This window comes from Caballeronia sp. LZ001 (genome assembly GCF_031450875.1).
GTDB lineage: Bacteria > Pseudomonadota > Gammaproteobacteria > Burkholderiales > Burkholderiaceae > Caballeronia.
Genome location: NZ_JARTVX010000004.1, coordinates 740,321 through 766,667, shown reverse-complemented (window position 1 = coordinate 766,667; position 26,347 = coordinate 740,321). Strand labels below are relative to the sequence as shown.

34 protein-coding genes and 1 pseudogene are annotated in these 26,347 nt (G+C 60.8%); 29 read left to right on the top strand and 6 right to left on the bottom strand.

Annotated features, from left to right (window positions below; all coding sequences use genetic code 11):
• The first annotated feature begins 6 nt into the window (after nucleotides 1-6).
• The 15 genes from P9292_RS13880 to P9292_RS13810 all read left to right on the top strand — a co-directional run bounded on the left by P9292_RS13880 (nucleotide 7) and on the right by P9292_RS13810 (nucleotide 6,544).
• Nucleotides 7-315: a hypothetical protein gene (locus P9292_RS13880; RefSeq protein WP_309959534.1), complete on the top strand. Its 309-nt coding sequence runs from the start codon at nucleotides 7-9 to the stop codon at nucleotides 313-315.
• Between the two features lie 139 nt (nucleotides 316-454).
• Entirely contained in the window at nucleotides 455-922 is a 468-nt protein-coding gene (locus P9292_RS13875; protein ID WP_309850418.1) for a hypothetical protein, read from the top strand.
• Nucleotides 919-1,119: a hypothetical protein gene (locus P9292_RS13870; protein ID WP_309959532.1), complete on the top strand. Its 201-nt coding sequence runs from the start codon at nucleotides 919-921 to the stop codon at nucleotides 1,117-1,119. Before P9292_RS13875 ends, P9292_RS13870 begins: the two co-directional genes overlap by 4 nt.
• Nucleotides 1,119-1,343 carry a helix-turn-helix transcriptional regulator gene (locus P9292_RS13865; RefSeq protein ID WP_309959529.1) on the top strand — a complete coding sequence of 75 codons (225 nt, stop codon included), beginning with the start codon at nucleotides 1,119-1,121 and terminating at the stop codon, nucleotides 1,341-1,343. Before P9292_RS13870 ends, P9292_RS13865 begins: the two co-directional genes overlap by 1 nt.
• Nucleotides 1,340-1,993: a hypothetical protein gene (locus P9292_RS13860; RefSeq protein WP_309959527.1), complete on the top strand. Its 654-nt coding sequence runs from the start codon at nucleotides 1,340-1,342 to the stop codon at nucleotides 1,991-1,993. Before P9292_RS13865 ends, P9292_RS13860 begins: the two co-directional genes overlap by 4 nt.
• Entirely contained in the window at nucleotides 1,990-2,214 is a 225-nt protein-coding gene (locus P9292_RS13855; protein ID WP_309959525.1) for a hypothetical protein, read from the top strand. The genes P9292_RS13860 and P9292_RS13855 overlap by 4 nt, the downstream gene beginning before the upstream one ends.
• Nucleotides 2,211-2,858, top strand: coding sequence for a hypothetical protein (locus P9292_RS13850; RefSeq protein ID WP_309959523.1), 648 nt, complete (start codon nucleotides 2,211-2,213; stop codon nucleotides 2,856-2,858). Before P9292_RS13855 ends, P9292_RS13850 begins: the two co-directional genes overlap by 4 nt.
• A gap of 40 nt (nucleotides 2,859-2,898) precedes the next feature.
• Nucleotides 2,899-3,252, top strand: a complete 354-nt coding sequence (locus P9292_RS13845; RefSeq protein WP_309959520.1) for a hypothetical protein — start codon at nucleotides 2,899-2,901, stop codon at nucleotides 3,250-3,252.
• Entirely contained in the window at nucleotides 3,249-3,596 is a 348-nt protein-coding gene (locus tag P9292_RS13840; RefSeq protein ID WP_309959519.1) for a hypothetical protein, read from the top strand. Before P9292_RS13845 ends, P9292_RS13840 begins: the two co-directional genes overlap by 4 nt.
• The gene (locus P9292_RS13835; RefSeq protein WP_309959518.1) at nucleotides 3,593-4,045 is read left to right on the top strand and encodes a hypothetical protein; all 453 of its coding nucleotides are present in this window, start codon (nucleotides 3,593-3,595) and stop codon (nucleotides 4,043-4,045) included. Before P9292_RS13840 ends, P9292_RS13835 begins: the two co-directional genes overlap by 4 nt.
• 203 nt (nucleotides 4,046-4,248) lie before the next feature.
• A complete protein-coding gene (locus P9292_RS13830) occupies nucleotides 4,249-4,581 on the top strand; it encodes a hypothetical protein (RefSeq protein ID WP_309959517.1) in 333 nt (110 codons plus the stop codon).
• Nucleotides 4,574-4,807: a hypothetical protein gene (locus tag P9292_RS13825; protein ID WP_309959515.1), complete on the top strand. Its 234-nt coding sequence runs from the start codon at nucleotides 4,574-4,576 to the stop codon at nucleotides 4,805-4,807. Before P9292_RS13830 ends, P9292_RS13825 begins: the two co-directional genes overlap by 8 nt.
• 40 nt (nucleotides 4,808-4,847) lie before the next feature.
• A complete protein-coding gene (locus tag P9292_RS13820) occupies nucleotides 4,848-5,165 on the top strand; it encodes a hypothetical protein (RefSeq protein WP_309959513.1) in 318 nt (105 codons plus the stop codon).
• A gap of 55 nt (nucleotides 5,166-5,220) precedes the next feature.
• Nucleotides 5,221-5,436, top strand: coding sequence for an excisionase (locus tag P9292_RS13815; protein ID WP_244828932.1), 216 nt, complete (start codon nucleotides 5,221-5,223; stop codon nucleotides 5,434-5,436).
• The gene (locus tag P9292_RS13810; protein ID WP_309959511.1) at nucleotides 5,417-6,544 is read left to right on the top strand and encodes a tyrosine-type recombinase/integrase; all 1,128 of its coding nucleotides are present in this window, start codon (nucleotides 5,417-5,419) and stop codon (nucleotides 6,542-6,544) included. The genes P9292_RS13815 and P9292_RS13810 overlap by 20 nt, the downstream gene beginning before the upstream one ends.
• Before the next feature lie 89 nt (nucleotides 6,545-6,633).
• Here the strand turns inward: P9292_RS13810 and P9292_RS13805 are convergent, their stop codons facing one another.
• Nucleotides 6,634-7,011: an ester cyclase gene (locus tag P9292_RS13805; RefSeq protein WP_309959509.1), complete on the bottom strand. Its 378-nt coding sequence runs from the start codon at nucleotides 7,009-7,011 to the stop codon at nucleotides 6,634-6,636.
• A gap of 154 nt (nucleotides 7,012-7,165) precedes the next feature.
• Between P9292_RS13805 and P9292_RS13800 the strand changes: the two genes are divergently transcribed.
• The 3 genes and pseudogenes from P9292_RS13800 (at nucleotide 7,166) to P9292_RS13790 (ending at nucleotide 8,575) form a co-directional block, all read left to right on the top strand.
• On the top strand, nucleotides 7,166-7,957 hold the full coding sequence (locus P9292_RS13800; protein WP_309959508.1) for a 3-hydroxybutyrate dehydrogenase: 792 nt from the start codon (nucleotides 7,166-7,168) through the stop codon (nucleotides 7,955-7,957).
• A gap of 43 nt (nucleotides 7,958-8,000) precedes the next feature.
• A pseudogene (locus P9292_RS13795) lies at nucleotides 8,001-8,273 on the top strand (chemotaxis protein); the annotation flags it as partial.
• A 68-nt stretch (nucleotides 8,274-8,341) separates the two neighbouring features.
• A complete protein-coding gene (locus P9292_RS13790; protein ID WP_244828936.1) occupies nucleotides 8,342-8,575 on the top strand; it encodes a hypothetical protein in 234 nt (77 codons plus the stop codon).
• Between the two features lie 14 nt (nucleotides 8,576-8,589).
• Here P9292_RS13790 and P9292_RS13785 read toward each other — a convergent pair whose 3' ends face one another.
• Nucleotides 8,590-10,605 carry an AI-2E family transporter gene (locus P9292_RS13785; protein ID WP_244828937.1) on the bottom strand — a complete coding sequence of 672 codons (2,016 nt, stop codon included), beginning with the start codon at nucleotides 10,603-10,605 and terminating at the stop codon, nucleotides 8,590-8,592.
• Nucleotides 10,606-10,843: 238 nt separating this feature from the next.
• Between P9292_RS13785 and P9292_RS13780 the strand changes: the two genes are divergently transcribed.
• The 7 genes from P9292_RS13780 to zwf all read left to right on the top strand — a co-directional run bounded on the left by P9292_RS13780 (nucleotide 10,844) and on the right by zwf (nucleotide 17,874).
• Entirely contained in the window at nucleotides 10,844-11,026 is a 183-nt protein-coding gene (locus P9292_RS13780; protein WP_244828938.1) for a DUF1289 domain-containing protein, read from the top strand.
• Between the two features lie 120 nt (nucleotides 11,027-11,146).
• Complete coding sequence (locus P9292_RS13775; RefSeq protein ID WP_250467680.1) at nucleotides 11,147-11,449, top strand: hypothetical protein; 303 nt, start codon at nucleotides 11,147-11,149, stop codon at nucleotides 11,447-11,449.
• 211 nt (nucleotides 11,450-11,660) lie between these two features.
• Nucleotides 11,661-12,026 (top strand): response regulator, encoded by a 366-nt coding sequence (locus P9292_RS13770; protein WP_244828939.1) that lies wholly within the window; start codon nucleotides 11,661-11,663, stop codon nucleotides 12,024-12,026.
• Nucleotides 12,027-12,550: 524 nt separating this feature from the next.
• Nucleotides 12,551-13,171, top strand: coding sequence for a glutathione S-transferase (locus P9292_RS13765; RefSeq protein ID WP_309959504.1), 621 nt, complete (start codon nucleotides 12,551-12,553; stop codon nucleotides 13,169-13,171).
• Nucleotides 13,172-13,178: 7 nt separating this feature from the next.
• A complete protein-coding gene (locus P9292_RS13760) occupies nucleotides 13,179-15,245 on the top strand; it encodes a pyridoxamine 5'-phosphate oxidase family protein (RefSeq protein ID WP_309959503.1) in 2,067 nt (688 codons plus the stop codon).
• A 69-nt stretch (nucleotides 15,246-15,314) separates the two neighbouring features.
• Nucleotides 15,315-16,220 carry a LysR family transcriptional regulator gene (locus P9292_RS13755; RefSeq protein WP_309964015.1) on the top strand — a complete coding sequence of 302 codons (906 nt, stop codon included), beginning with the start codon at nucleotides 15,315-15,317 and terminating at the stop codon, nucleotides 16,218-16,220.
• Between the two features lie 178 nt (nucleotides 16,221-16,398).
• A complete protein-coding gene (gene zwf / locus P9292_RS13750; RefSeq protein WP_244828944.1) occupies nucleotides 16,399-17,874 on the top strand; it encodes a glucose-6-phosphate dehydrogenase in 1,476 nt (491 codons plus the stop codon).
• Nucleotides 17,875-17,909: 35 nt separating this feature from the next.
• Here zwf and P9292_RS13745 read toward each other — a convergent pair whose 3' ends face one another.
• The 3 genes from P9292_RS13745 to P9292_RS13735 form a co-directional block, all read right to left on the bottom strand.
• Nucleotides 17,910-19,202: an FUSC family protein gene (locus tag P9292_RS13745; RefSeq protein ID WP_250526453.1), complete on the bottom strand. Its 1,293-nt coding sequence runs from the start codon at nucleotides 19,200-19,202 to the stop codon at nucleotides 17,910-17,912.
• 87 nt (nucleotides 19,203-19,289) lie between these two features.
• Nucleotides 19,290-19,931: a LysE family translocator gene (locus tag P9292_RS13740; RefSeq protein ID WP_309959501.1), complete on the bottom strand. Its 642-nt coding sequence runs from the start codon at nucleotides 19,929-19,931 to the stop codon at nucleotides 19,290-19,292.
• Between the two features lie 125 nt (nucleotides 19,932-20,056).
• Nucleotides 20,057-20,950 carry a LysR family transcriptional regulator gene (locus tag P9292_RS13735; protein ID WP_309959499.1) on the bottom strand — a complete coding sequence of 298 codons (894 nt, stop codon included), beginning with the start codon at nucleotides 20,948-20,950 and terminating at the stop codon, nucleotides 20,057-20,059.
• Between the two features lie 93 nt (nucleotides 20,951-21,043).
• Between P9292_RS13735 and P9292_RS13730 the strand changes: the two genes are divergently transcribed.
• The 3 genes from P9292_RS13730 to P9292_RS13720 all read left to right on the top strand — a co-directional run bounded on the left by P9292_RS13730 (nucleotide 21,044) and on the right by P9292_RS13720 (nucleotide 23,840).
• The gene (locus P9292_RS13730; RefSeq protein ID WP_309959497.1) at nucleotides 21,044-22,018 is read left to right on the top strand and encodes an NAD-dependent epimerase/dehydratase family protein; all 975 of its coding nucleotides are present in this window, start codon (nucleotides 21,044-21,046) and stop codon (nucleotides 22,016-22,018) included.
• Nucleotides 22,019-22,291: 273 nt separating this feature from the next.
• Nucleotides 22,292-22,831, top strand: a complete 540-nt coding sequence (locus P9292_RS13725; RefSeq protein ID WP_309959494.1) for a nucleoside deaminase — start codon at nucleotides 22,292-22,294, stop codon at nucleotides 22,829-22,831.
• A 166-nt stretch (nucleotides 22,832-22,997) separates the two neighbouring features.
• Nucleotides 22,998-23,840 (top strand): class II aldolase/adducin family protein, encoded by an 843-nt coding sequence (locus tag P9292_RS13720; RefSeq protein ID WP_244828950.1) that lies wholly within the window; start codon nucleotides 22,998-23,000, stop codon nucleotides 23,838-23,840.
• Here P9292_RS13720 and P9292_RS13715 read toward each other — a convergent pair whose 3' ends face one another.
• The gene (locus P9292_RS13715) at nucleotides 23,841-24,614 is read right to left on the bottom strand and encodes an IclR family transcriptional regulator C-terminal domain-containing protein (protein WP_244828951.1); all 774 of its coding nucleotides are present in this window, start codon (nucleotides 24,612-24,614) and stop codon (nucleotides 23,841-23,843) included.
• A gap of 282 nt (nucleotides 24,615-24,896) precedes the next feature.
• Here P9292_RS13715 and P9292_RS13710 point away from each other — a divergent pair, with 282 nt between their 5' ends.
• A complete protein-coding gene (locus P9292_RS13710; protein ID WP_250467689.1) occupies nucleotides 24,897-26,303 on the top strand; it encodes an MFS transporter in 1,407 nt (468 codons plus the stop codon).
• Nucleotides 26,304-26,347 lie beyond the last annotated feature (44 nt).

Genomic DNA, 26,347 nt, shown 5'->3' with positions numbered 1-26,347 from the left:
AAGAACGTGAATGAAAAGAACACAGGTGGACCGGCGTTTCCGGTGAGCACGAAGATGGACGACATCACTGGCGAATTCGGTCACCAAGACGGAATGTCAACGTGGCAATTCGGCGGCATGACGCTGCGTGATTACTTCGCGGTGCATTCGAATCTCGGCGATGAAATTCCGGTGCGCTTGGCGATGTCACTGATGAATGCTGCGCCGCCCGACTACACCGCTGATCCGGTGGCGAACTCGATGTACTGGGCCGAAGTGCGCGCACGTCTACGGTATATGGATGCCGACGCCATGCTGCGCGCTCGTGACGCCTGATACGCGCAATCATTGCGGAGATGAATAAATGACAGTCGTATTGGATTTTGATGCGGGCGTGATAGTCGGAGCGCTTGGCGTGATCTTTATTGCATTAGTGACGTGGGCTTGCGCTCACTTCTTTAGCTAAGGATTTGAAATGACAAATGCACTTACCTTGTGGCGAGCAATAGCAGAAGAAGCAGAATGCGTTGTTCAGCGCGGCACTAAGTATCTGATGCTGACCGAAGAAATGTGCGTCCGGCTTGGGACTGCACTTGAAGATATGAGCGACAAGCAAGAGGCGGCACAGCCGATAAGCGATGCCATGATGGATTTAGTAGACCGGCTCGGCAGCGAGGCTAAGAACGTCGATCCGCGCGCGTGGGATCACATGCTTGTATATGTCCCGAAAGCGGAAACGAAATCGCCTGACGGCATCAGCTACGAACACCTGTTCGAACTGGCGAACATGTGCGGTCTTATCGGCGCGTACAGCGTAAAGGAAGTGAACGACAAGGTCGTCGGATATGCGCGGGTCGTTCTCAACGACAGCGCCGTACAGGAAGCATTCGTTCGAGCAAACCGACGTGCACTTGTCACATCTCCCGACAAGGATTTGAAATGACTAAAGAGCAGAAATATGCGTTGCGAATGGCAATAGCGGCTTTCCAAATCGCTGATATGCGCAAATACATTCCGCATATCGAGTCCATCCTTGCCGAACCGAGCGACAAGCAAGAGGCTCCTAGACCGATGACGCGGGAGGAATTGGACGAACTTCCTGATTGGGTCAAGCACGGCAAGCCACCGGAGAAGGATTGATGAACCTCTCCGACATGGTTAGGAACCGGCGTGAAGCCCTTGGTATGACGCTTGAGGAAGTCGCCGATGCTGCCGGCAGTTCTAAATCTCATATCTGGTCAATTGAAAATGACCGGACTCAGAACGTCAGTCTGCATATGGCAACGCGGCTATCTGTTGCGTTAGGTCTGAGTATCCATTTAATGGCGGCAGCAACGCTTGAATGCAAGGGAGCGAGCAAATGACTGACGAGCAGAAGAACGCCATCGATCACGCGCAAAAGATTCTTCGCGCCGTGAAACTCTACGATTTAGCGGCTCTCCTTACAGAGAGCGACAAGCAAGAGGTGGTGGCGCGAGGGGTCATCGTTCTACAAAACGCGGTATTAAGCCTTCGTGAGTTCGGAGAATACGTGGATGAGGATGGTGAAGATACCGATGCCCTCGATACGCTCTGCCAAATTCTCGACAAAGGATTTGAAATGAACTATAGCGAAGCTTATGAGCACCTAGAAAACAACATAAAAGCAATTGCTGCTGGTAGCGACAAGCAAGAGGCGGTGTATCAGAGCGAACAGATGCCTGGCGTTTGGATGGACATTAGCAAGGAAGTCTACGATGCAACGCAAGGCAGGACGGGTTGGAACACTCGTAAGCTCTATGCCCACCCCATCGCATCCGCTGATGTGCGCGATGCGGAGACCCCTAAGCAAAGTTGGGTAAGTTGGGCTAGCGATGAATTGATCCGGCATCGAGCCAAAGGAAGTGCGGATGAGTTGCAAGCAAAACGATTCCATATGGCAGTTAAGCTTGGTCTGCTTGAGTTTGAAGATGTGGAGCAAATCGACGCCGCCATCGCAGCTAACCGCGCATCTGAGGAAGGGGAGAAATCGTGAAGAGATACACATTTACCGTCGATGTGACTTCCGTTAGCGGCTATCAAGTTTATTACGTAGACGCGGACAACGAGGATGATGCGCGCACAGAAGTTCAACAAGGCGGCGGTGTTTTTGTATTCGAAGAATTCAGCGTTGAAGACCTTGGAACGTTCGAGCTATCTGACGTTTCAGACATTCCGGAAGACGAGAGCGCATCCGAGGAAGGGGAGAAATCGTGATCGAGGAATGGCTTAAGTCCGGCGCATATCTTCCGGCAATCATGCGCGACTTTCACGACCAGAAAGACTTGTTCAAAGCGATGCATGAAACGATCGACGTGGAGGAGCACGAATACGCCAGGAAAGTCGATTGTGTCACCGGCCACTGCTATGTGATCGACGTGTTTCTCTGGTTCATGGCTCGTCGCGGATACACGTTGCAGCGTAGCCGAGCGAAGTTGGATTTCTACGATCTCGATGCAACGATCGAAATGTGCAATGCAAGGCGCATCCACCGACACGAAGGAGAAGACGTGAAAGACGATGACGAACCGCTTGACACTGGCGCTCCGCGAGTCGAAGCATGCATTGATGCCGTGATGAAGGAATTCCCCGGCACAAGCGCAGCAGCACAAGCGCGCTATTTCGAGGCGGTGCATCAAGAACTTGCGCCGCTCGCGCGGGAGCTTGAGCGAGAAAACATCGCTTTGCGAGCAATGCTGTCGCCCGTTGTTGCGAAAGACTCGAAGCGCGTCCCGCTCGATCCGACGCCCGCAATGCTCGACGTGGCCGTGTCGTTTGCGCTAAACGTGCGGATCAACCGCGAATACAACTGGTCGGCGTACATGGCTGACGTGTACCGGCGAATGATTGCCGCCGCCTGACCTATTGCCGAAACACCTATAGCGAGAGAAGGAGAACAAGATGAACACGAAGACGCAAGACGCATACGTGATTGATGCGCTAATTGCAGCGGGGCACGTCTCTAAAGAGAAGGTCGATGAAGCGTATGCGTTAGCAAAGAAGTACGCCCTAGATGTGAGCGCGGAGCCTGTGGTTTGGCGATATTTCGATGGGGAAGGAAATTATCAGTATTGCGAGGACGCCCCAAGCGATTCGAGCGTTTATCACGCATCGCTCTACGGGCGTAAGTTTGAACCGCTTTTCACGCGACCTATTAAGAATACGTTGAGCAAATCCACGATCAACAGGCTGTGGGAAAAAACGAGAACGGTAGAAGAGTTCGCATTCGCAATCATTGCGGAGATGAATAAATGAACGACCGAGAATTCGAAGAGGTTCGACAACTTCTGTTTAGCGTTGTGCCCATCGGCCAATACCACGATGTGCTTGAGGCGCTAAGCGATATTCGGGAGACGAGCGACAAGCAAGAGGCAATACATCCCGATGCTAAAGCGGTGGACCGTTTCGCGCAAGCCATGAAAGAGAAGATGGCAGCAGCACGCGCTAAAGGTCGCGGCGGATGGGAGCAATGCTCGCCGGATGATTTGTCACGCATGCTCCGTGAGCATGTCGATAAAGGCGACCCGCGTGACGTGGCTAACTTCTGCATGATGCTTTGGAATAACGGTGCCGCTATCGCCAAGGGAGCGAGCAAATGACTGACAACGACAAAACCGCCGAGAAAGCGTTTGATGCCTTTTCGAATCGTTACGACCATGAATCCAACGATTGGCTGGATATGGACGTTCAGACATTCTTTCAGGAGGGATTCAAATCCGCCCTCGAATCCCGCGTATTGGCGCAGAGGAAACCGATTTACCAAGCGCGCACTATTGGTTCTCGCTTTGCTGACACGTGGACCGATCAGAGCAAAGATGGATTCGACCACATGGCGAAGTATCCGGCGTGCTTCGAGCCTCGGGTCGTATTCACCCGCCCCGCGCCGGATGATGCAAAGACATTAAAAGCTCTGATACTCGCAAGGCAGTGCATGGTCGATAACGGGCTGGACCAAACAAAAGTGCCGCGCGTATTCGAGAAGATTGACGCCGCCATCACCCGCGCCATGCAGGACGAGCGCGCATCCGAGGAAGGGGAAAAATCTTGAGCATCGTTCGATTCAATCTTATGACTCGTCCGGGATATAGACCATATTGCGGAAACGAGGACTGTCGCGCTTCTGCACGAGCGCCATTCGACGGAGAACAATTCCAGTGCATTAGCTGCGGCTGGCGCTCTCAGTTCGAACCCGAGTTCATCGAAGTTTACAAGTCTAAGTGGAGCGCATCCACCGACACGAAGGAGAAGTAGATGACTAGCCGGGAAAGGTTTGAGGCGTGGATTGAGTCTCTTGACGGAGACAAACCTGTTCTCTTGCCCAATGGGCAGTACGAATATGGGTATATGACCAACCAGTATGTTGCATGGCAAGCAGCCGAGCGACAGGCGCTGGAGAGAGCGAAGGAACTGTGCTTGGCACGCGAGGCCCGAGTCCAAAAGGAAGCGATTGATGGCAGCCCCTTCATGAGCGGCTTCTTGGAAGGAATTAGAACCGGCGCGCGGCATTGCGCCTGCGAAATCAGCGACGAATTGCGCGCCCTCATGCAACCCGCGCATACCGGACAGGAGAAGAGCGATGAGTGATAACGACCGAGTCACATTGCAGTTCGAGCAAGACCAACCATGCTCGCTTCAGGATTGTCCGCCCGGCTTCTTTCTGTTCAACGGCCTGCTGTGCCTGAAGTCCGAATATGGCGGCGCAAACGTCGAAGCATACGTCGAGTCAGGCGAATACTTCTGGGGCGGCGCTAAGAGCAAAGAGGAGCGCGATGCGTTGATCGTGACACCTGTTTTCCCGGTGCCGTTCTGATGTGCGCCCGCTGCGGAAGCATGGATATTTGGAGGGAGTGATGCGCGGATATATCGCAGAGTTCGGCGGCAAGTATTGCATCTGGAGCGAAGACAAACCGCAGACCGAACTGATGGACGAGCCGGATCTCATCGACTCGCTCCGTGCCGACTTGCAGAGGGACGGTATAGATCTCGACATGGCCTTGCACGACTCGCGCATGGCGCGCGTTCGCCAGTATGGCTGCAGCGGCGGTTTGTACGGCCCGACGAAAGCCGACCTGCTCGAGGACAACCGCGCTGGTCCAGACGGATCGCACGTCGCTACCGAAGAAGAAATGGTGCGGCTTTACACGATGAAGGACAGCAGCACGGAATGATCCGCAACATCGAAGAATTCATGCGCGTGGCGCGCGCGTATCTCGGAGTCGAGAAATGGCGAAGCTAGTCTCCCTTGAGCAGTGGGCAGAACTGCTGTTCGGAAAAGAGAAGCCGCATCGGAACACGCTGCGCAACTGGCGTAAAAATGGCCGTATTGTGCCGCAGCCCATCAAATGCGGCGCCAAGTATTTTGTCGAACCGACCGCCGTTTATTACGACGACGCAGGCGAGATGCAACGGAGATTTGGGAATGGCCGCAAGGCGTCGTGAAGCAAAGCGCCGGCACTGGCCCGCGAACCTGTATCAGAACAGCACGGGCTATTTCTACTGGCGCAATCCTGACACCAAGAAGGATTACGGTATTGGCCGCGATCAGGCGAAGGCGTTTGGCGAAGCGCGCGCCGCCAACGCAGAGCTCGAACAGAGTCGAGGCCATCGATCGATCGTGCAGCGCATGACTGCACCGGATGACAGGACGCTGCGCGCCTGGTCGGCAGAGTACGCTGTGATCTATGCGGAGACTCGCAATCCGACACCGAGCACGATGAAGACTGTTCGCGCCGGCATCCGAGCCGTTTGCACCGCGCCGTTCGTCGACAGGCTCCTGAGAGAGGTGAAAACAAGCGAGGTCGCCGACTTTATTCTGACCGCTACCACGGCACGCGGCGCGCCTATGGCCGCTCTGATACGCAAGACCATGCACGACATGTTTCGCGAGGCTGAGACGAAAGGCTTGATCGAAGGAGGGAAGAATCCTGTTTCCGTCACACGGCGGCCCGACATTGAAGTCGTGAGATCGCGGCTCACCCTGGAGAACTTCCTCGCCATCTATAAGCAAGCGCAGAAGTCGCCTGATTCGTGGATCGCGCGAAGCATGGAGTTGGCACTCATCACTGCGCAGCGCCGGGAGGATGTCTCGAAGATGCAGTTTGCCGAGGCGAAAGATGGATTCTTAGCGGTCGTTCAGACCAAAGGGCGAGGATCTGTGCGGCTGCGCATTCCGCTGTCGCTTCGACTAGGGGCGCTCAAACTGTCGCTTGACGACGTGGTGAAGCGGTGCAGAGACGACGCCGTATCCGCGTACATGCTGCATTACACCGAGACGCGCGGCGGTCAGAGAAGAAGCGCCCGCGTAACAGCTGAAAAACTCACACGAGCATTTGCAGACACCCGCAACTCGACACCGGGTTTAACGTGGGAGGATGGTCGGACACCGGCTTCGTTCCACGAGATTCGGAGTCTTGCGGCACGTCTCTATACCGAGCAGTACGATGCGAAATTCGCTCAGGCGCTCCTCGGTCACAAGTCGGCGGAGATGACGTCTTTGTACCGCGACGTGCGCGGCGCGGAATGGACTGAATTGAAAATTGCCATATAAATACAAATAGACGGATAGTAGACGATTCTAGACGGTGGCCCGCCAGCAAAGGCTTAGCGGGCCTCAACGATTACATGGCATGTAATCATTCACAAGACTTGCGCTTCAATCGCCGCCTTATCGATGACCGACCACACCCGCTCGATACGCTCATCGCGAAATCGATAAAACACGTTCTCGCGAAAGCACACGCGCCGGCCGTGTACGGGCACGCCGAGGAACGTCCCCTTCGGCGAGCAATCGAACAGCAGGCGCGCCGCAACCGTCTGCGCGTCCTCAACGAGCAGTTCGATATTGAAATGCAGATCGGGAATCTGCTCGTAATCTCGCTCCAGCATGCCGATATAACCCGCCAGCGTGCCTGGCACGTCGTTATACGACACCTCGTCGTGAACGAACTGCCCGAGCTTCGTCCAGTCCTTGTCGTTCAGGCAGGCAATGTAGTCGCGGTAAATGAGTGAGAGCATGGGTCGGGCTCCTTGGGGTTGCTGGCAAAGATAACATCGGCTCCTTGCGGCCGTGTTTCGATGCGCGGTGTTTTACGCACTAGGCAAAGTTAGCGACGTTTTGTAAAGTCAGCCGAACGCGCATCTCCCTTCAAACTCATCGAGAAATCTGTCCATGACTCAATTCGCATCGAAATCGCTCGCCGGCAAGACCGCGCTCGTCACCGGCTCGACGAGCGGCATCGGCTTAGGCATTGCCACGGCGCTTGCGCAAGCCGGCGCGAATCTCGTGCTGAACGGCTTCGGCGATGTGAACGGCGCCCTCGCGCAGATCGAAGCCATCGGCGTGAAAGCGGTGCATCACGACGCCGATATGACCAAGCCCGGCGAAATCGAAGCCATGCTCGCCTTCGCCAACGAAACCTTCGGCGCGGTCGATATTCTCGTGAACAACGCGGGCATCCAGCATGTCGCGACCATCGACCAGTTCCCGGTGGAACGCTGGGACGCGATCATCGCCATCAATCTCAGCTCGGCGTTTCACACCATGCGCGTCGCGCTGCCCGGCATGCGCGAGCGCGGCTGGGGACGCGTCATCAACATCGCTTCGGTGCACGGACTCGTCGGGTCGGTCGGCAAGTCCGCTTATGTGGCGGCCAAGCACGGCATCCTCGGACTCACGAAGGTCGCCGCGCTCGAAAACGCGCGCAGCGGCGTGACGGTCAACGCCATCTGCCCCGGCTTCGTGCATACGCCGCTCGTGCAGAAGCAGATCGACGATCTCGCCGCACGCGAATCGCTCTCGCCTGACGACGCCCGCGCGAAGCTACTTGGCGAGAAGCAGCCGTCGGCGCAGTTCGTGACGACGGAGCAGATCGGCGATCTCGCCGTGTTCCTCTGCTCCGACGCCGCGAGCGAAATGCGCGGTTCGGAGTTGAAGATCGACGGCGGCTGGAGCGCGCAATAAAGCGCCCGGCGAAGCGGCACCGATATCGGCACGAAACGCACGCCTCGTCACGCGCACGACGCGCCAGATGCGTGCTATCGACGAAGCAGCGAACCGCGTATGACGATCATCATGGAAGTGGCGAAAGCCAGCAGCGAGCAGGCGGATGGATCGCGCAAGTGAATCAGGCAGTCTCGCATCTCGACGATTCGACCCAGCAGAACGCGGCGCTGGTCGAACAGGCGGCGGTGACGGCCAAGCGCCTGGCGAAGTGGCGGCGGTGCTGAAGGAAGCGGTAAGATTGTTCACGGTCGCCGGCCCAAAAGCGACGGCTTGAGTCGGAGTTGGACCGCGAAGGCTTCCGCGCTTGATAATATCGGGCATTGCCAACAAGGAGTGCCCCACATGACCGCAGAAGCCAACCGGCAAGAAGAAGCGCGCGCGATGGAACGCATCGTCAACGCGACGCGCCAGGTTCAATCCGCCTTTCTTGCCTTGCAGAAGCAGTTCGCGCCCGAGGGCGACGGCCGCCCGACGCAACTCGCGCTGACGGCCTTCGACGCCGCCCTGCAAGAGCTCGAAGAGGCGCAAGCCGCATTCGACACCATGCTCAACGACTTGTTCGACGGCAACCGCTAAGGCGGCGGCAGGCTTCAGCCGTTGCGCAACGCCGGCGCGTCCTCTTCGGGCGCGGACGGTCCTTCGAGCGCGGCTTCGCCATCCGAGGGATCGAGTCCGGTCCATGAGACGCCATCGGTCGATTGACGGCGCGCCGCCGCCACGCATGCCTCGACCAGTTCCTTGAACGACACCGCCGCCGAACTCGTGCGCACCAGCGCTTCGCCCTGCAGCGGACTTTCGGGGAACACGAGTCCCACGATCAGCTCGGCTGCCGGCGCACGCTGATGCAGGCGGCGCAAGAGATTGCGCAGATATGGCGGCGACTCGGCGGCATCGAACGAGACCACGCAGATGATCGACACGCCGTGCAGGTTCACTTCGCCGAAGCGTCCGCGCGAGAAGCGTTCGTAGCCCGCCAGATCGGCGCCCAGCCCGTGCTTCCTAAAGAGTTGCACCGCGATTGTCGCGGCCAGATCGTCCAGTTCACTGCGCCCTGCAATGCACAGCACGGACGCCGTGTGACCTTCCGCTTGCGCATCGAAATGCGGCGGCGGCGCTTCGTAGGCGAGCGGCACCGCTTCGTCCGGCGACTCCAGACTCGCGGGCGGATCTTCGCGATGAGGCGGCGGCAGCACGGCGGTATCGTCGGTTTCCTCCAGCCCTTCGATGATGTCGAGCGCCGACTCGTTGATGCGCCGCAACTGATCCACCGTCACCACGCCGCGCAGCACGTCGTTATGCGCGAGCCGCAAGCCCTCGAGCGCGACTTCGTCGTAGTAAGCGATCAGCGAGCGTTCCGTCAGCAGCGATTCCGCTTGCGCCAGCGCTTCGTCGGGATCGTTGGCAAGCAGGCGCTGATAAAAATTTTCCGCAGGGGTGAGCGCTGGCCGGTCGCCGAACAGCACATCGAGAAATTCGAGGCGATCCACATGGCGCCCGAGAATCACGAGGCACAGCGTGAGCGGCGTCGACAGCACGAGACCTATTGGCCCCCAGATCCAGCTCCAGAAGATTGCCGCGACGATCACCGCGAACGGCGAAAGCCCGGTGCTGTGACCATACAGGAGCGGCTCGACGATCTGTCCCGCCACGATGTCGGTCACGCCGAACAATACGATGGTCCAGATCAGCATGGTCCAGCCGGGGCCAACCGCCGCCGCGAATACCACCGCGACGAGCGCGGCGATCCACGTCCCGACGTACGGCACGAAGCGCAGAAGCGCCGTCATCACGCCGAACAGCAATGCGCCCGGCACGCCGATAACCGCGAGCCCGATCGAAATGATGATGCCCACGCTCACGTTGATGCCGAGCTGCGCCAGAAAATAGCGCGAGAGACGGCGCGCGGCTTCGTCCATCGCGGTAGTTGCCCGATGCAGATCGCGCGAGCCGAATAGGCGTATCAGCCGGTCGCGCAGATCTTCACGCTGCAACAGGATAAACACCGCGACCACCAGCACGATGCCCGTCGTTTCCAGCGGACTGATGACCGGCGAGAGAAAGCGCTGCGCCAGTTCCAGCGGCGACGGCGATGGTTCGTGCACTTCCACCGGCATCGGCTGATCGATCGGCGAGGCGGCGGGATTGTTCTCGGCGGTGCGCTGCTCCTGCTCACGCGCGGGCGAAATGCGTTTGAGCGCACGCGATGCGCGCCCCAGAAATTCATCGGCGCGACCGACTGTCAGGCGCTGCACCGAGTCGATCTTGCGTTCGACCGCGACCTGATACTTCGGCAGATCGCCCGCAAGTTGCGCGACCTGCGCGCCGATCAGCGCGCCGACAGCCGTCAGCACCGACAACGCCAGCAACACCGCGACGATCACCGATGGCACTTGCCCGAAGCGAATGCGCCGCAACATATCGACGAAAGGCGCGAGCAGAAAGCTCAGCAGAATCGCGAGGATGATCGGAATAAGTACCGCGCGCCCGAAGTACAAAGCGCATATGACGATGACACCAGTCACCAGCGACGCCAGCGCGCGCAGGCCAGGCGCGTCGGGCGGCAGTATTTTGGCGGGTGGACGGCGCGAGCCGGGTGCGGGAGGCATTTGAATTATTCGCTCGCTCGTGAGGAGGGAAAAGCGTCATCGGCGCAACGGACGTGTCACGCATTTGTCCGCATGAAGCAAGCGTCATGCCGCAATTCGGGTCAAAGGTGAGGGTTTGCGGGGCACCGCTTGGCGGCGCTATGAGGATCATCGAAACAATCAGTTGGCGACGCGGGCACGCAGCGTGCGAAATTGTTGGCCCACTGTCACGCCCATGCGGCACTTTCACGGATAAATCATGGGAGTCGATTCGCCCTGCATCAGCATCTGCAAGTTCGATGAAAAGACGGGCTTCTGCATTGGTTGCCTGCGCACGAAGGAAGAATGCAAGGAATGGAAGAAGATGAAGGACAAGCATCGCGTGCGGATAATCGATGAGCGCGGCAAGCGCAAAGCCAAACTCAAGAAACACAAGAAATAGCGCGCGCTTGAGACAAACGCTGGACTGGTCGACGGTAGGGAGATCAGCGTTCGTGGCACGGCGCGGGTCTAGACTCAAGCAATGCGGACCGCTTCGCGCCGCCACCTCGGGAGTTTTGTCATGAACGTTCGCCTTTGTGTTTTTACGGGCTTGTTGCTCGCGGCGTCGAGCGCGTTTGCGCAGTTGCATCCGCCGAGTGCGGAAACGGATATGAGCGCGCCTCAGAACAACCCCAAGCTCATGCCGGACGCGCCGCTTGGAAGCCAGTACCCGACGCACGGGAATGCGCAGGCGGGAGAGTTGAATTTGAATCCGAGCGATCCGCGAGCGCAACTAGTCAATGGACTGCCTAACAACGCGAATAGTGGCGGGTATGGGTCGCCGCTGGCGGGGAACAAGGCGAATGTGCCGCCCCAGAATTAAGGTTGCGCGTGGCCCGCGGCGTCTGGTGCGCGTAGCAGTCTCGTCAACAATGAGCGCGCTTGCCCGGTAACTATTCCAAATCGCGGCTGATACGACCGTTCGCTTCGTTGGCTCGGCCACACGGCGCAAGGCGCTGTGTTTATCGCGGGCTGATGGCACTGTCCTTGCATAGGTCGCTAGCAACTCAACCAACGCGCGAACGGGGCGACTTATGCAAATTCTGGTGTTGGACGACGATCGCGATTTCGCGGCAGGCATTGCTTCGCTGATCGGCAAACTGGGGCATCAGGTTCAGCTTGCTCACGATTGCGGCGTCGCACGCGAACTTGCGCATGCACATACCTTCGATGTGATCCTCGCGGATGTCGAGCTGCCCGATGGCGACGGCCGTGAAATGTGCGAGGGCTTGCGGGCCGAAGGCGCTTCTCACGATGCATACATGATCGCGATGACAGGGCGCACGGAATTGGGCGACAACGACTTTCCGTCGTTCGACGGGTATATGCATAAGCCGGTGACGTTTAGTGGTCTCGAACGAGCGCTTGAGGAATGGCAGGCTGCGGCGGGGCTGGATTGAGAGCGATGACGCGATGCTGATGGCCCGTGTTGTTATGCGGGCGAAGTCTAAGAAACGATCGACTTGCCTGCCAGGCACACGCGGTATCGAGCCTTTGATGCCATACATCTCATAAAATCTTATTAATTTCGAGGCCATAGCGAGCTTGTATTCGCGAGACAGAGCCGCGCTTTGCGCGTTCTTCGTATTCGCTCGGGAACGAGGAGTCTCATCGCAGAAAGAAATCCGGGCTTCGTATCCGCTCGGGAACGAAGCGCCTCGCGACGCGCATTTCAAATGCGGTCGCATGCAGTCCAATTAAGCTGGCCTTCCACCGCACGCTTACTCAAGCGTGAATCAAAACCTCCCAAATACTTCACCGTTCTCCAAACAAGAACAGTGATTTGAATCTATCTGGTATTCAACTCAGCAGGGCAAATCCCCATACTTGGTTCGTACACGGAGAGACCCTCCGTAAAGGTCAGCAAAACGCGCCTCCGCGTCAGAAGACTGTCAAGAACCCAACATAAGGACTGAAGCCCGCCATGAAGCTCTATCACCATCCCCTCTCCGGCCACTCCCACCGGGCGCGGCTTTTCTTGCACCTTCTTGCCCTCGATCACGAAGAAGAAGTCGTCGACCTCGCCGCCAACGCGCACAAGTCGCCTCAATTCCTGCGCCTGAATCGCTTCGGCCAAATCCCGGTGCTTACCGACGGCAATCACGTCATCGCCGATTCGAACGCCATCCTTGTCTACCTCGCGAAGAAAAGCGGCGATGCCCGCTGGCTCCCCGAAACGCCCCTCGAAGCGGCCCAGGTGCAACGCTGGCTCTCCGTTGCCGCAGGCCAGATCGCCTACGGCGCATGCGCGGCGCGTCTCGTCACCGTGTTCGGCCGGAAGTTCGATACCGAAGAAGTCATCGGCCGGGCGCACGCCTCGCTCGAAGTCATCGACGAAGAATTGCAGTCGCGCGACTGGATCGCCGATATTGGCAGCTCGCATCCGACCATCGCGGATGTCGCGCTCTACAGCTACATCTCCAGCGCGCCCGAAGGCAACGTCGATTTGTCCGGTTATCGCCATGTGAACGCGTGGCTGGCGCGCGTGGAAGCGCTGCCCGGATTCATCGAGTTCCAAAAGACGGCGGCCGGGCTGCGGGCCTGAGACGATCATGTCCTTCTCCAGTCCCGTCACGATGGACGCGCCGTGGCATCGCGGCGAAATCACGCTGCAGAAAACCGCGGGCGTCTACGAGCGCATGCAGGAACAAGGGCGGCGCGTGGTGCGCAGCTTCATGCCGGAGCAGCATCGGCAATTCTTCGCGCAGCTGCCGTTCATCGTCACGGGCGCGGTCGATCGAAACGGCGACGCCTGGGCCACGCTCCTCGCGGGCCGTCCCGGCTTTCTGCAAACGCCTGACGCGACGACTCTCGCCGTCAGGCATCCGCGCGACAAGAACGATCCCGCCGATGCCGGCATGAGCGATGGCGCATCGGTCGGCATGCTCGGCATCGAACTGCACACGCGGCGGCGTAACCGCATGAACGGCGTGATTCATCGCCATGGCGACCGCGCGTTCGAAGTGGCCGTCGAGCAGAGCTTCGGCAATTGCCCGCAATACATTCAACTGCGCGATTTCGAATTCGTGCGCGAGCCTTCCGAGCCTTCGAGCTCGAAGCCGGTCGAAGAAGATCCGCACTCGCCACGCGCAAGGGCGATGATCGAACGCGCCGACACCTTCTTCGTGGCATCGTATTTCGACCGCGAAGACGGGCATCGTCAAGTGGATGTGTCGCATCGCGGCGGCAAGGCGGGTTTCGTGCGCATCTCCGACGATGGCGTGCTCACCATTCCCGACTTCGCGGGCAACCTCTTCTTCAACACGCTCGGCAATATTCTTGTGAACGGACGCGCCGGTCTGCTCTTCACGGACTTCGAAAGCGGCACGCTGCTGCAACTTACGGGCGACGCCGAAGTGCTCACCGATTCACCCGAAATCGCCGCGTTTCAAGGCGCGGAAAGGCTGTGGCGCTTCACGCCGCGTCGTGTCGTGCTGCGCGAGAATGCGCTGCCCTTGCGCTGGGCGCTGCGCCGCGAAGGCTTTTCGCCCAATGCGCTGATGACGGGCGACTGGGCGGAGGCATCCGAACGCATGAAGGCGGCCGCGCTCGCCAACGCGTGGCGGCCGTTCAGGGTGAGCCGTATCGTCGATGAAAGCGATGTCATCCGCTCTTTCCATCTGCAATCGGCGGATGGCGCGGGCATCGTGGCGCACGCGGCCGGCCAGCATTTGCCGATTCGCGCGCATCTTCCCGGCGAAGCGAAGCCGCTGATCCGCACGTACACGCTGTCGGTGGCGCCATCGGACGGGATGTATCGCATCAGCGTGAAGCGCGAAGGACGCGTGTCCGCGCATCTGCACGACACATTGAAAGTGGGCGATGTCGTCGAGGCGCGCGCGCCGGCGGGCGACTTCACCATCGACGCGCTGGAGCGACGCCCGGCCGTGCTGATCGCGGCGGGCGTCGGCATAACGCCGATGATCGCGATGCTGCGGCACGTCGTCTACGAAGGCCTGCGCAAGCGCCGCATCCGCCCGACGTGGCTGATCGTATCGGCGCGAACGCTCGCCAATCGCGCGTTCGCCGCCGAGATCGATGCACTCGTGCAAAGCGCGGGCGGCGCGGTGCGCGTGATTCGCGTGCTGAGCGACCCGCAAGGCGCGACCTTCAAGGAAGATTACGAGGTCTCGGGGCGGATCGATATCGACTTGTTGACGAGCTTTCTGCCGTTCAACGACTACGACTTCTATCTGTGCGGACCGGGCGCGTTCATGCAATCGCTCTACGATGGCTTGCGCGCGCTCAACGTGGCCGACACGCGCGTCCATGCCGAAGCCTTCGGTCCCGCATCGCTGCTACGCACGGCCGATCGCGGTAGCGAGACGAAGCCGATGCCGCCAGCGGCAACGCAAGCCGTATCGGTGAGCTTCCTCAAGTCGGACAAGCGCGTGCAATGGTCGCCCGAAAGCGGCTCGTTGCTCGATCTGGCCGAAGCAAACGGCATCGACGCGGAGTTCAACTGTCGCGGCGGAACGTGCGGCACGTGCAGGACGCGCATCAGGGAAGGCGCGGTGACCTATGCAAGCGAGCCCGCGTTTCATGTCGGCGACGACGAAGCCTTGGTCTGCTGCGCACTTCCCGCGGAACAAAGCGCGCCGCTGCTACTCGATCTCTAGATTGCGCGGCACGCCAGCATGCCCGAGAATGCACGGCAACTTCCCAGCCCGCAGGCCGTGCGCCCCAACATGGATCGTTTCCAGGCAATGTCGACCTTCGTCACCGTGGTCGAAACCGGAGGCTTCGCGTCCGCCGCGCGCAAGCTCGAAGTGTCGCCATCGGTGGTGAGCCGCGTCGTCACGGAACTCGAAGAACGGCTTGGCGTGCGGCTGCTCACGCGCACCACACGCGTCGTGCGTCTCACCGACGCAGGCCGTGGCTACTTCGAGGACTGCCGCCGCATTCTCGGCGAACTCGACAGCGCCGACCTCGCCGCGACCGGCACTCATTCGTCGCCGCGTGGCGTCCTCGCCATCACCGCGCCAGTCATGTTCGGCCGACTGCATGTCATGCCGGTGATGCTCGACTACCTTTCGCGCTATCGGGAAGCGGACGCCAGTTGCTGGTTTGTCGATCGCGTGGTGAATCTCGTCGACGAAGGTATCGACGTGGCGGTGCGGATCGCGGAACTGCCGGACTCGTCGCTGCAGGCGATTCCCGTGGGTCACGTGCGGCGGGTGCTGTGCGCGTCGCCCGAATATCTCGATGAACACGGCACGCCGCGACATCCCGCCGACCTCGATGACCATACGATCATCACGTCCACCGGCTCCTCGACGCCGCCCGAATGGCGTCTTTACGAGGGCGAGCGGCATATCGTCGTGCGCGCGCGGCCGCGCCTTTCCACCACGACCAACGACTCGGCGATGGAAGCCGCGCTCGCGGGCTTCGGCATTGCGCGGCTGCTTTCTTATCAGATCGCGTCGCATCTGAACGAAGGCTCGCTCGTCACCCTTCTCGCCGATTTCGAACCGCCGCCGCTGCCGGTGCATCTCGTGCATCGCGAAGGGCGCCATGTCGCGCAGAAGGTGCGCGCGTTTCTCGATCTCGCCGTGCCTGCGTTGCGCGCGAATCCATCGCTGAACTGGCGTTAGTTTTTGGTTGCGCGCGGCGGGCAAGACACGCGCGCTTCGAAGCTCGTCCGCTCGAATCGAACGGCCGTTAGCGCGCGCCCCGTGCAAAATGCCGGCAAACCATGCAACATAGCTCTCTCGACCGGATGTCACGGTCGCCGCGCTTCGGCTTTCCTGAACCTTCAACGGCTCACGCACCATGACGAATCAAACATCTTCCTCGAATGAACGCCCGCTCGACATGATCATCTTCGGCGGCGGCGGCGACCTTGCCGCACGCAAGCTGCTGCCCGCGCTCTACATGGCTCATTCGCATTGCAATCTGCCGCCCGACACGCGCATTCTCGCGATCGGCCGCAAGGACTGGACGCGCGAAGACTATCTGAAGAATTTCATGGAGAAGCAGTCGCGCCCGTTCATCGACGAAAAAGGCTTCGATGCGCAGTCGTGGGACAAATTCCTCGCGCTGTTCGACTACGTGCGCGTGGATGTCGAAAACCCGGACGACTTCCGCCGTCTCGCCGAAGCATCGCGCGAGAACGCGCAGCGCGTGTTCTATCTCTCGACCTCGCCGGAACTGTTCACCACCATCTGTGACAATCTCGCGGCAGCGGGTCTCGTGGACGAGCAGTCGCGCGTCGTGCTGGAAAAGCCGCTCGGCCACGATCTCGCCTCGGCGGTCGAGATCAACAACGCCGTCGGCAAGCGCTTCAAGGAAGAGCAGATTTATCGCATCGACCATTATCTCGGCAAGGAGACGGTCCAGAACCTGATGGTGCTGCGCTTTGGCAACGCCATCTTCGGTCCGTTGTGGCAAGCGCCTTATATCAAGAGCGTGCAGATCACGGTGTCGGAAACGGTGGGCGTGGGCAGCCGCGCGGGCTTTTACGATCACACCGGCGCGCTGCGCGACATGGTGCAGAACCACTTGCTGCAACTGCTGTGCATCGTGGCAATGGAACCTCCCGTCTCGCTCGATCCCGACGCCGTGCGCGACGAAAAGCTCAAGGTGCTGAAGTCGCTGCGGCCCATGTCGGTCGCGGATATCGCCCGCGACACCGTGCGCGGTCAGTATGCGGCGGGCGCGGTCGGCGGCGAGGCGGTAAAGGGCTATCTGCAGGAAGACAACGTGCCCGCCGAAAGCCGCGCCGAGACCTTCGTAGCATTGCGCGCGCATATCAACAACTGGCGCTGGGCCAACGTCCCGTTCTTTCTGCGCACCGGCAAGCGCATGCAGAACCGGCGCTCTGAGATCGTCATCGACTTTGCCGACTTGCCGTTCTCGATCATTCCGGCGGGTCCGCGTCATTACGGCAACCGGCTCACCATCACGTTGCAGCCGGAAGAATCAATCCAGTTGCAGATGATGGCGAAGGAACCCGGCAGCGGCATGCAAATGCTGCCCGTCAATCTGAACCTCGATCTGCAGCAGGCGTTCACCGAGCGCCGCGCGGAAGCGTATGAGCGTTTGCTGATCGACGTGATTCGCGGCCGTCTCACGCACTTCATGCGCCGCGACGAACTCGAAGCGGCTTGGGCGTGGGTCGAGCCCATTCTCAACGGCTGGAAGGAACTTGGCGACAAGCCGCGCGGTTATACGGCGGGAACGTTCGGCCCGGCGGCTTCATCGGCACTGATGGCGCGCGAGAATCTCGCGTGGGCCGAGGAAGCGTGATGCGTTGACTTCACGCTGACTTCGCGGCGGGCGCTTTATCGCATCATCGAGCGAGCGCCCTGCCGCGCGGACCACGCCGTGCCGACCGCCATCACCCAGGCGAGCACGACGATCCCGCACAGAATGCCGGACAGCCGCAGCACGGCGGGCATCGGGTCCGACGACCAATGGTGGTCCTGCACGAAGACCATGATGAACGCGATGCTGAACTGCCGCCCGACATAGCTCGCGCCCTGCGAGCCCGTCTGCACGTGACAGCCGAGCCACACGCCCGCGCACAGCGCGAGCATGCAGGCGAACGCGTTGTCGCCCAGCAGTGGCAAAAGCGCTAGGCTCACCGCTCCCGCCAGCAGACAGCCGACGAGCCGCTGCACCATGCGCTGCGTGACGGGTTTTTTCGTCGGCTTGTCCAGTGCGGATGCGGGCAAGATCAGCACGGCAACGGCCGTTACCATCGCCTGCGCGAAGCCGGGCAGATTCCACGCATACGCGAGCGCCGCGAGAATCATGATCGACCACGCGGACTGCCATGCCAGGCGCTTGCGCATGACGTTGGCAACGTGCTGCGCGTGCGCGGCTTCGAGCGCTTGCACGGCTTGCGCGGCATCGGAGGGAACGAGCGTGATGGCATGCGTGACGGCGAGGCTGTTGGCATTCACCCTGTCGGCCGTGGACGACGCCTGCGCACCCGGCACGAGCGCCGCGCCACGCTTTTTCCGATAATGCTGCACGCCCGCGTGAAAGAGCGCCGACACGGCCACGCACGCCACGGTGCCGACGATCACCTCGACCACGCGCAGCACCGCGAACGAAGCCGTCGCCGATGCCGAATCGAGCCGATGCGCCTCGAACGTCACCATCAGCGCGGTCACCGCGCCGAGCACCCAGGCGTAGCCGGCATCCGAAACGAGCGCGCGAAACACCGAGAAGCCTGCGATCAACCCGAGCAGCGGCACGAAGAGCCACGGCACATCGCCGATGAGCGGCCCAGCCACCGCCCCGAGCAACGCGCCCGCCACCGTGCCGAGCACGCGATGCACGCCGCGTTGCGCGCACGCGGAGAACTTGGTCTGCATAACGGCGAAGCCGCTGATGGCGGCCCACCAGATGTGCGTCAAGTGAAACGCGTAGGCCAGCGCGACCGCGAGCGCCACCGAGAACATCGCCTGCGTGGCGAAGAGCGCGCGCTCGGGCGTCGGTTTGATCGCGATGAGTTCGCGGCCCAGCGAGACGAAGGCATCGCGCAGAACGGGCGCGAGCGCGTCCACGCCGCTCAGGGCGTCACGTTCGAGCGGCGGGGCGGCTCGGGTCGAGTTTTCGTTGGGCATTGTCCGGGCGTCTTCGAGGATGCACTTTGCAGCGTAGTCGCGATGCGGCCCGAGCGCAAAGGCAAGACAAAAAGACGGCGGTTTGCGTCAAACCCGCGAAGTCAGCAGTCGAATGCCTGCGACTGCGAAGACGAGCGCGAGCGCGGCGTCGAGACCGCGCTGGATGCGCGTGTAGATGCGGCGCGCCGATGCCATCGAAAAAAGCGCGGCATAGCCGCCGAACACGCATACGCCGATACACAGACAGCCCGCGACGACCGCGAGCATGTGCGCGGTGCCCTCGCCCGCCGATGAGCCGAGCGCCGCCACCGACATCCATACGAGAATGGCCTTCGGATTGGTCAGATGCAGCAGCGCGCCGCGTGCATAGAGCTTGCGCGTGTCTGGTTGCTCAGTCGTTTCCACCGACGATGCCCGGCGCGCCGGCCGCCACGCCGAGCGGCCCGACTTGAACGCGAGCCACAAGAGATACACGCCGCCGCACAGCTTGACCGCGACGAGAAAGCCCGTGCATGCCGTCAACACGGCGGAAAGGCCGAGCGCGGCGAGCATCGCCCAGAAGAAGGAGCCGGAGATCACGCCCGCCGCGAAAGCAAACGCCGCGCGCCGGCCGAAAGTGCTCGCAATCGACATGATCGCGAGATTGCTCGGGCCGGGGCTTGCCGTGCCGACGAAATAAGCGGAATAGGCCAGCAGAAGGTTGGCGCTGACAAATGCGTGAGCAGACATGGAGTGGCTCCGGCGAGTCGAGTATTTGCCGATGAGCGCGACTTTCGCGCCCGCCGATATTCTCGCCGACCGAAGCACCCCCGCACATGCACGATTCCCACGTGAACCGGCAGGCCAGTGCGTGATCAGTCCGCATAGCGCTCGATGCCATCCGCCAGCGCGTCGAACACGGCGCGGCAGCGCGGACTGCCGCGCAGATCTTCGTGCATCGTCACCCAGGTTTCGAGCTGAAACGTGAATATTTTCGGCATCACGCGCACGAGCGACTCGTTGCGCCGGGCAAGCGCTACCTGACACATGCCGAGGCCCGCGCCCGCGCGGATCAGCGCAAGTTGCGCGAGGTCGCTGTCCGAGCGCAGGGCGAACGTATCGCGCGAAAATTCCGGCAGCGACTTGCTCGCTTCGCGTACGAAGGCGTTCGGCTGATCGAAACCGATGATCGCATGCCGATCCAGCGCCGCCACGTTGCGCGGCGTGCCATGCTTCGCGAGATAGTCGCGATGCGCGTGCAAGCCCACTTCGATCCGCCCGACGCGCCGCGCGACGAGTTGCGTCTGCTTCGGCCGCACCATGCGCACGGCGATGTCGGCTTCGCGTCTGAGCAGGTCCTGCACGCGATTGCTGAGGACGAGTTCGATCACGAGACGCGGATGCCGCTCGCGCAACGCCGCGAGAATGGGCGGCAACACTTCCACGCCCACGACTTCGCTCGCCGATATCCGCACGGCGCCCTGCACGCTCGCGCCATCCGCATGACCCGTCGCGGCGCGTTCGAGCGATGCGGCCGTGCTGTGCATCGCCTCGGCATGCGCGCGCAGGTCGAGCGCGACATCGGTCGGTTGCAGGCCGGTTTGCGAGCGCGTGAACAAGCTTACGCGGAGCGCCTTTTCGAGCGCCTCGACATGCCGTCCCGCAGTAGGCTGCGTGATGCCGAGCGAACGCGCCGCGCCCGAAAGCGAACCTTCCTGCAAGACCGCCAAAAAAGTGCGGTACAGCTCCCAGCCAATACTCTCTGCCATACGAATTTGTATATCTGCTCAACGAGGTTAGGCAATTTTATTGTATCGCTGCACGGCACAGAATAGGTCTTCGATCCATAAGAGGCGCAAGACATGACACACGGCGAACAGGCATTGGTGCTCGGGGCGAGCGGCGGAATTGGCAGCGAAGTGGCGCGGCAGCTGCGCGATGCGGGCTGGCGCGTGCGCGGCATGAAGCGGGGCGCACCCGACGCGCGGCCCGACGTGCACGGCATCGAATGGATTCAGGGCGATGCCATGAACCGCGCGGATGTCAAGCGCGCCGCACGGGGCTGCGCGGTCATCGTGCATGCGGTGAATCCGCCGGGCTACAAGCGCTGGGCCGACTTCGTCTTGCCGATGATCGATCACACCATCGCCGCCGCGAAAGCCGAGGGCGCGACCATCGTGCTGCCGGGCACGGTGTACAACTTCGGGCCGGACGCGCTGCCCTTCATCGATGAGCGCGCGCCACAGCGTCCGCTCACGGAAAAAGGCGCGATACGCGTGGAGATGGAAGCGCGACTGGAACGCGCGAGCAAGGACGGCGCGCGCGTGCTGATCGTGCGCGCGGGCGATTTCTTCGGGCCGAAAGCGGGCAACAACTGGTTTTCGCAGGGACTCGTGACGCCGGGCAAACCGGTCAGGAAAATCAGTTGTCCCGGTGCGCGCGGTGTCGGACATGAATGGTCGTATCTACCCGATGTGGCGCGCACGATGATCGAGTTGCTTCGACGCCGCGATACGCTCGCACCCTTCGCGCGCTTTCACATGGGCGGACATTGGGACGAAGACGGCATGCAGTTCGCTCGTGCTATCCAGCGCGTCGCCGCGCGCAACCGGCCGCGCATCGTCGGGTTTCCGTGGTGGTTGCTCGCGCTGGCATCGCCCTTCAATACGACGTTTCGAGAGCTGCGCGAGATGCGCTACTTATGGCGCACGCCGGTGCGCATGAACAACGCCTTGCTCGTCCATACGCTCGGCCACGAACCGCATACGCCGCTCGATAAAGCCGTCGAAGCCACGCTCGTCGGACTCGGCTGTCTCGAACCCGGCGAGCGCGCGTGACCGAAGCGCGGACTACTTCCGGGCGCAATGAAGCTCGGCTTCGTAAGCAGCCGAAAACGACGGCTCCCGAAAGCGCTCACCTTTAGACGCTCGAAAGCCGCCAAATCGATGGAAAAGCCCTTTGTTTTCAAGGCTCCGTGCCAACCGCGAACATGCCTCCCGAATACCCTCACCTTTCGAGCTGATACACGTCATCCGCCTCGCACGCGCTAGCGGCTTTTTGCCTGCGCTATGCTGCCTTTCCTTCCAACGGCGATTGCAGGAGACAAGTCCATGAGCATTACCGCGCCCGCGCCCAAGCAGCAAAGCGACGCTTTTCCGTCGCAAGGTCTCACGCCCACGCGCGAGCAGATCATCCGGCATCTGCGGCATTCGAGCGTTATCGCCGAACGTGCAACCTTGCTCGGTCATCATCCGTTCGGCGCGATCCTCGTCGGTCCTGACCAGGAAACCGTGTTGATGGAGCAAGGCAATGTCGATACCGTGAATCACGCGGAGTCGGTGCTCGCGCGCGTCGCGGCGCTCAACTTCACGCCGGAGTACTTGTGGAGCTGCACGCTCTATACGTCCGTCGAGCCGTGCTGCATGTGCGCGGGAACCGCGTATTGGGCGAACATCGGACGCGTGGTGTATGGACTGACGGAAGCGCGTCTGCTGGAAGCCACCGGCAATCACGAAGAGAATCCGACCATGAGCGTCTCGTCACGCTACGTGTTCGATCACTGCCAGAAGCCCGTCGAACTGATCGGCCCGGTTGCCGAAGTAGAAAACGAGGTGCTACGCGTGCAACGCGAGTTCTGGGCCAAACGCTAGACAAGCCTCTTGCAGTGCAACATGAAGCAAGCAAGATGGATTGGCCGTCATGCGTTGACTGCATACATGAGCCGGGTTCATGCATGGATGAACATCGATCGTTTGTCATCGGATCGCGGCGGGGAGACTATAACGATAACGAGGCAACAAACATTGGAGACCCGCCATGAACGAAGTGCTCGAAAAACCCGCATCGTCGATCGTCAAGGAAGGCAAGGTATCGATCTATCAGCCGGAGCAGGAAGGGCTGATCTTTCCTGAATTGCCGGAATTCAAGAATGCGGCCGAACATCGGCAGTATTTGAAAGAGCGGCTAGTGGGTGCATGTCGCGCGTTCGCGCTGCAAGGCTTCGATTACGGTTTCGCCGGGCATCTCACCGTGCGCGATCCAGAAAACCCCGGCCTGTACTGGACTAATCCGATGGCCATTCACTTTTCGCAAGTGAAGGTGTCGAATCTGATCTGCGCGGATCACAAGGGCACCGTCGTCGAGGGCAATCACGCGATCAATCGCGCCGGCTTCGTGTTGCATGCGGCCGTGCATGAGATGCACCAGGATATCGTCGCCATGTGCCACGCGCACACGCTCTACGGCACCGCGTTCGCGTCGCTCGGCAAAGCGCTCGAACCGATCTCGCAAGACGCGGCTGCTTTCTTCGAAGATCACGTCGTGATCGGCGAGGAAGCGGGCAAGGTTGCAGTGGAAGTGAAAGGTGGCAACAAAGTCGCGCTCGCCTTCAAGGGCGTGAAAGCCGCGATCCACCAGAACCACGGACTGCTCACGGCGAGCCGCCACAGTATCGACTCCGCGGCGTTCTGGTTCATTGCGCTGGAGCGCTGCTGCCATCAGCAACTGATGATCGAGCAAACCGGCATCACGCCTAAGCTCGTCACGCCGGACCGCGCGCGTTACAGCCGCGAACACGTGGGCAGCGACTATATCGGCTGGCTGCACTTCCAGACTATCTGGAACGACCTCGTCGCCACGCAGCCGGACATGTTCGACTGATCAGATCACGTTGAGCATGTTCAACGCCGTCTCCTGAAGCGGCGGCAAGACCCGAGCGAGCGCAGCCTCGCTCGTTTCTTTTCCGATCGGCATATTTGCCGACAAAGCCGCGACCACCTGCCCGTGACGGTTCTTCATCGGCACGGCGATCCCGCGCACGCCCACCTGCAATTGCTGTTCGATTGCAACGTAACCCTCCACGCGCGCCGCGCGAATCTTTTCGTACAACCTTTCCTTGTTGGTAATGGTGAGCGGCGTGAACGGCTTGAACTCCGTGGCGTCGAGCCACTTGCGCACCGCTTCCTCGTCCGGCTTGTGCGCGAGCAGAACGATGCCGCCCGACATCAACGCCGCCGGCACGCGCGCGCCGAGCACGAACCCGGTGGTCATGACGCGCGTCGAGCCGTTTCGCGCGATGATGACGAGATCCCATTCGTCCAGCACACTCACATACACTGACTCGTGGATCAGCGCGCTCAACTGCTGCAGATAAGGCTGCACGATACGCGGCAGCCGCGCCGAGTCGAAGTACGACCAGCCCACGCGCAACACGCGCGGCGTCAGGTTGAAGAGCTTGCCATCGGTTTGCACGTAACCGAGATGTGCCAGCGTCAGCAAATATCGGCGCGCGGCCGTGCGCGTCATGCCGGTGCGCACGGCGGCTTGCGTCGGAGTCATGCGAGCGTGCTGGTCGTCGAAGGCTTCGAGAATGGCTAGACCTTTCTCCAGTCCGGCGATCCAGTCGCGCTTGTCGAGTGTCGATGTTTTCGTCATGTTCGTTGCTCGAATGGGGCAGCCGGCGTGCGCTGACAAAGCCGAAAGGTCAGTGCTAACCCCCAATTCGGTCGATTATCGGACACACGCGTACGATTATCGCGCAAAATGCGTCATAAGTCGTTGCCGCGATCAGCCAGCGCTCTTATGCTCGAAACACTTCTGAGCGAGGCGTATTCCGGTGATCCGAATGCCCTGCCGCTCGGCCACGAGCAGCAGGCCAGAAAGCGGCGGCCTCGGTGGCAAACGGGTTCTACTCATAACCATTGTCGGAGACATTACATGGCTAGCCTTCAGGACGAAGCACACGGCGGCCGCCAGGCGAAGAAAGCGACGGCGAGCGGCTGGATCGGCTCGGCGCTCGAGTACTACGACTTCTTCATCTACGCCCAGGCGGCAGCGCTCATCTTCCCGCAGTTGTTCTTTCCCTCGGGCAATCCGAAGGTGGCTATCGTCGCGTCGCTCGCGACTTACGGCGTGGGTTATGTCGCGCGTCCTATCGGCGCATTCGTGCTTGGCCATCTGGGCGACACCCACGGCCGCAAGAACGTCCTGCTGGTCTGCATGTTCCTGATGGGCTTTTCCACCATGGCCGTGGGCCTGTTGCCGACATATCACAGCGTCGGCATGCTCGCACCGACCTTGCTCGTGATCTTGCGTCTGGTTCAGGGCTTCGCCGTGGCCGGCGAAATCTCCGGCGCAAGCTCGATGATTCTCGAACACGCGCCTTTCGGACGACGCGGCTTCTTCGCGAGCTTCACGTTGCAAGGCGTGCAGGCGGGCCAGATTCTCGCCGCCGCCGTGTTCCTGCCGCTCGCGTACTTCATGCCGGAAGACACGTTCAACTCATGGGGCTGGCGCATTCCGTTCCTGCTGTCGGCGGGCGTGCTGGTCGCGGGTTACATCATCCGTCGCGAGGTTCACGAAACGCCGGCGTTCACGGCAGAAGGCAAGCACGGCGATCTGCCGAAGTCGCCGATCAAGGAAGCGTTCGCCAACAGCACGCCTGACATGCTGCGCGTGATCTGCATGGCGCTCATGAACGTCATTCCCGTGGTCGCCACGATCTTCGGCGCGGCTTACGCGGTGCAGGCTTCCTACGGCATCGGTTTCTCGAAGAGCGTGTATCTGTGGATTCCGGTCGCGGGCAACATCCTCGCCGTGCTGGTGATTCCGTTCGTCGGCAATCTGTCGGACAAGATCGGGCGCCGTCCGCCGATCATCGTCGGCGCTATCCTGTCGGGGCTGCTGTCGTTCGCTTATCTGTGGGCGATCAGCATCCACAACGTGCCGGTTGCCATCGTCATGTCGCTGCTGATGTGGGGTCTCGTGTATCAGGGCTATAACGCGATTTTCCCGAGCTTCTTCCCGGAACTGTTCCCGACGCGCTCCCGCGTTTCGGCCATGGCGATCGCGCAGAACATCGGCACCACCATTACCGCGCTCTTGCCCGCCCTCTTCGCAGCGGTCGCGCCGCCGGGATCGAACAATATTCCGATGACGGTCGGTTGCATCACGCTGGTGGTCACGATCATCGCGGCGCTTGCGGCATGGTCGGCTCGCGAGACCTTCCGCGTTCGCCTGAACGATCTGGGCAAGCCGGACGCCGTGCCGATGACCCAGCAGGAATACGACCGTCAGCGCGCCGACTCCATGGCCGTGGAAAAAACCGCCAAGGCGCACGCCTGATCAGAAAGAACACGCGATGTTGGAGTGATTGCCGGGCTTTTCGA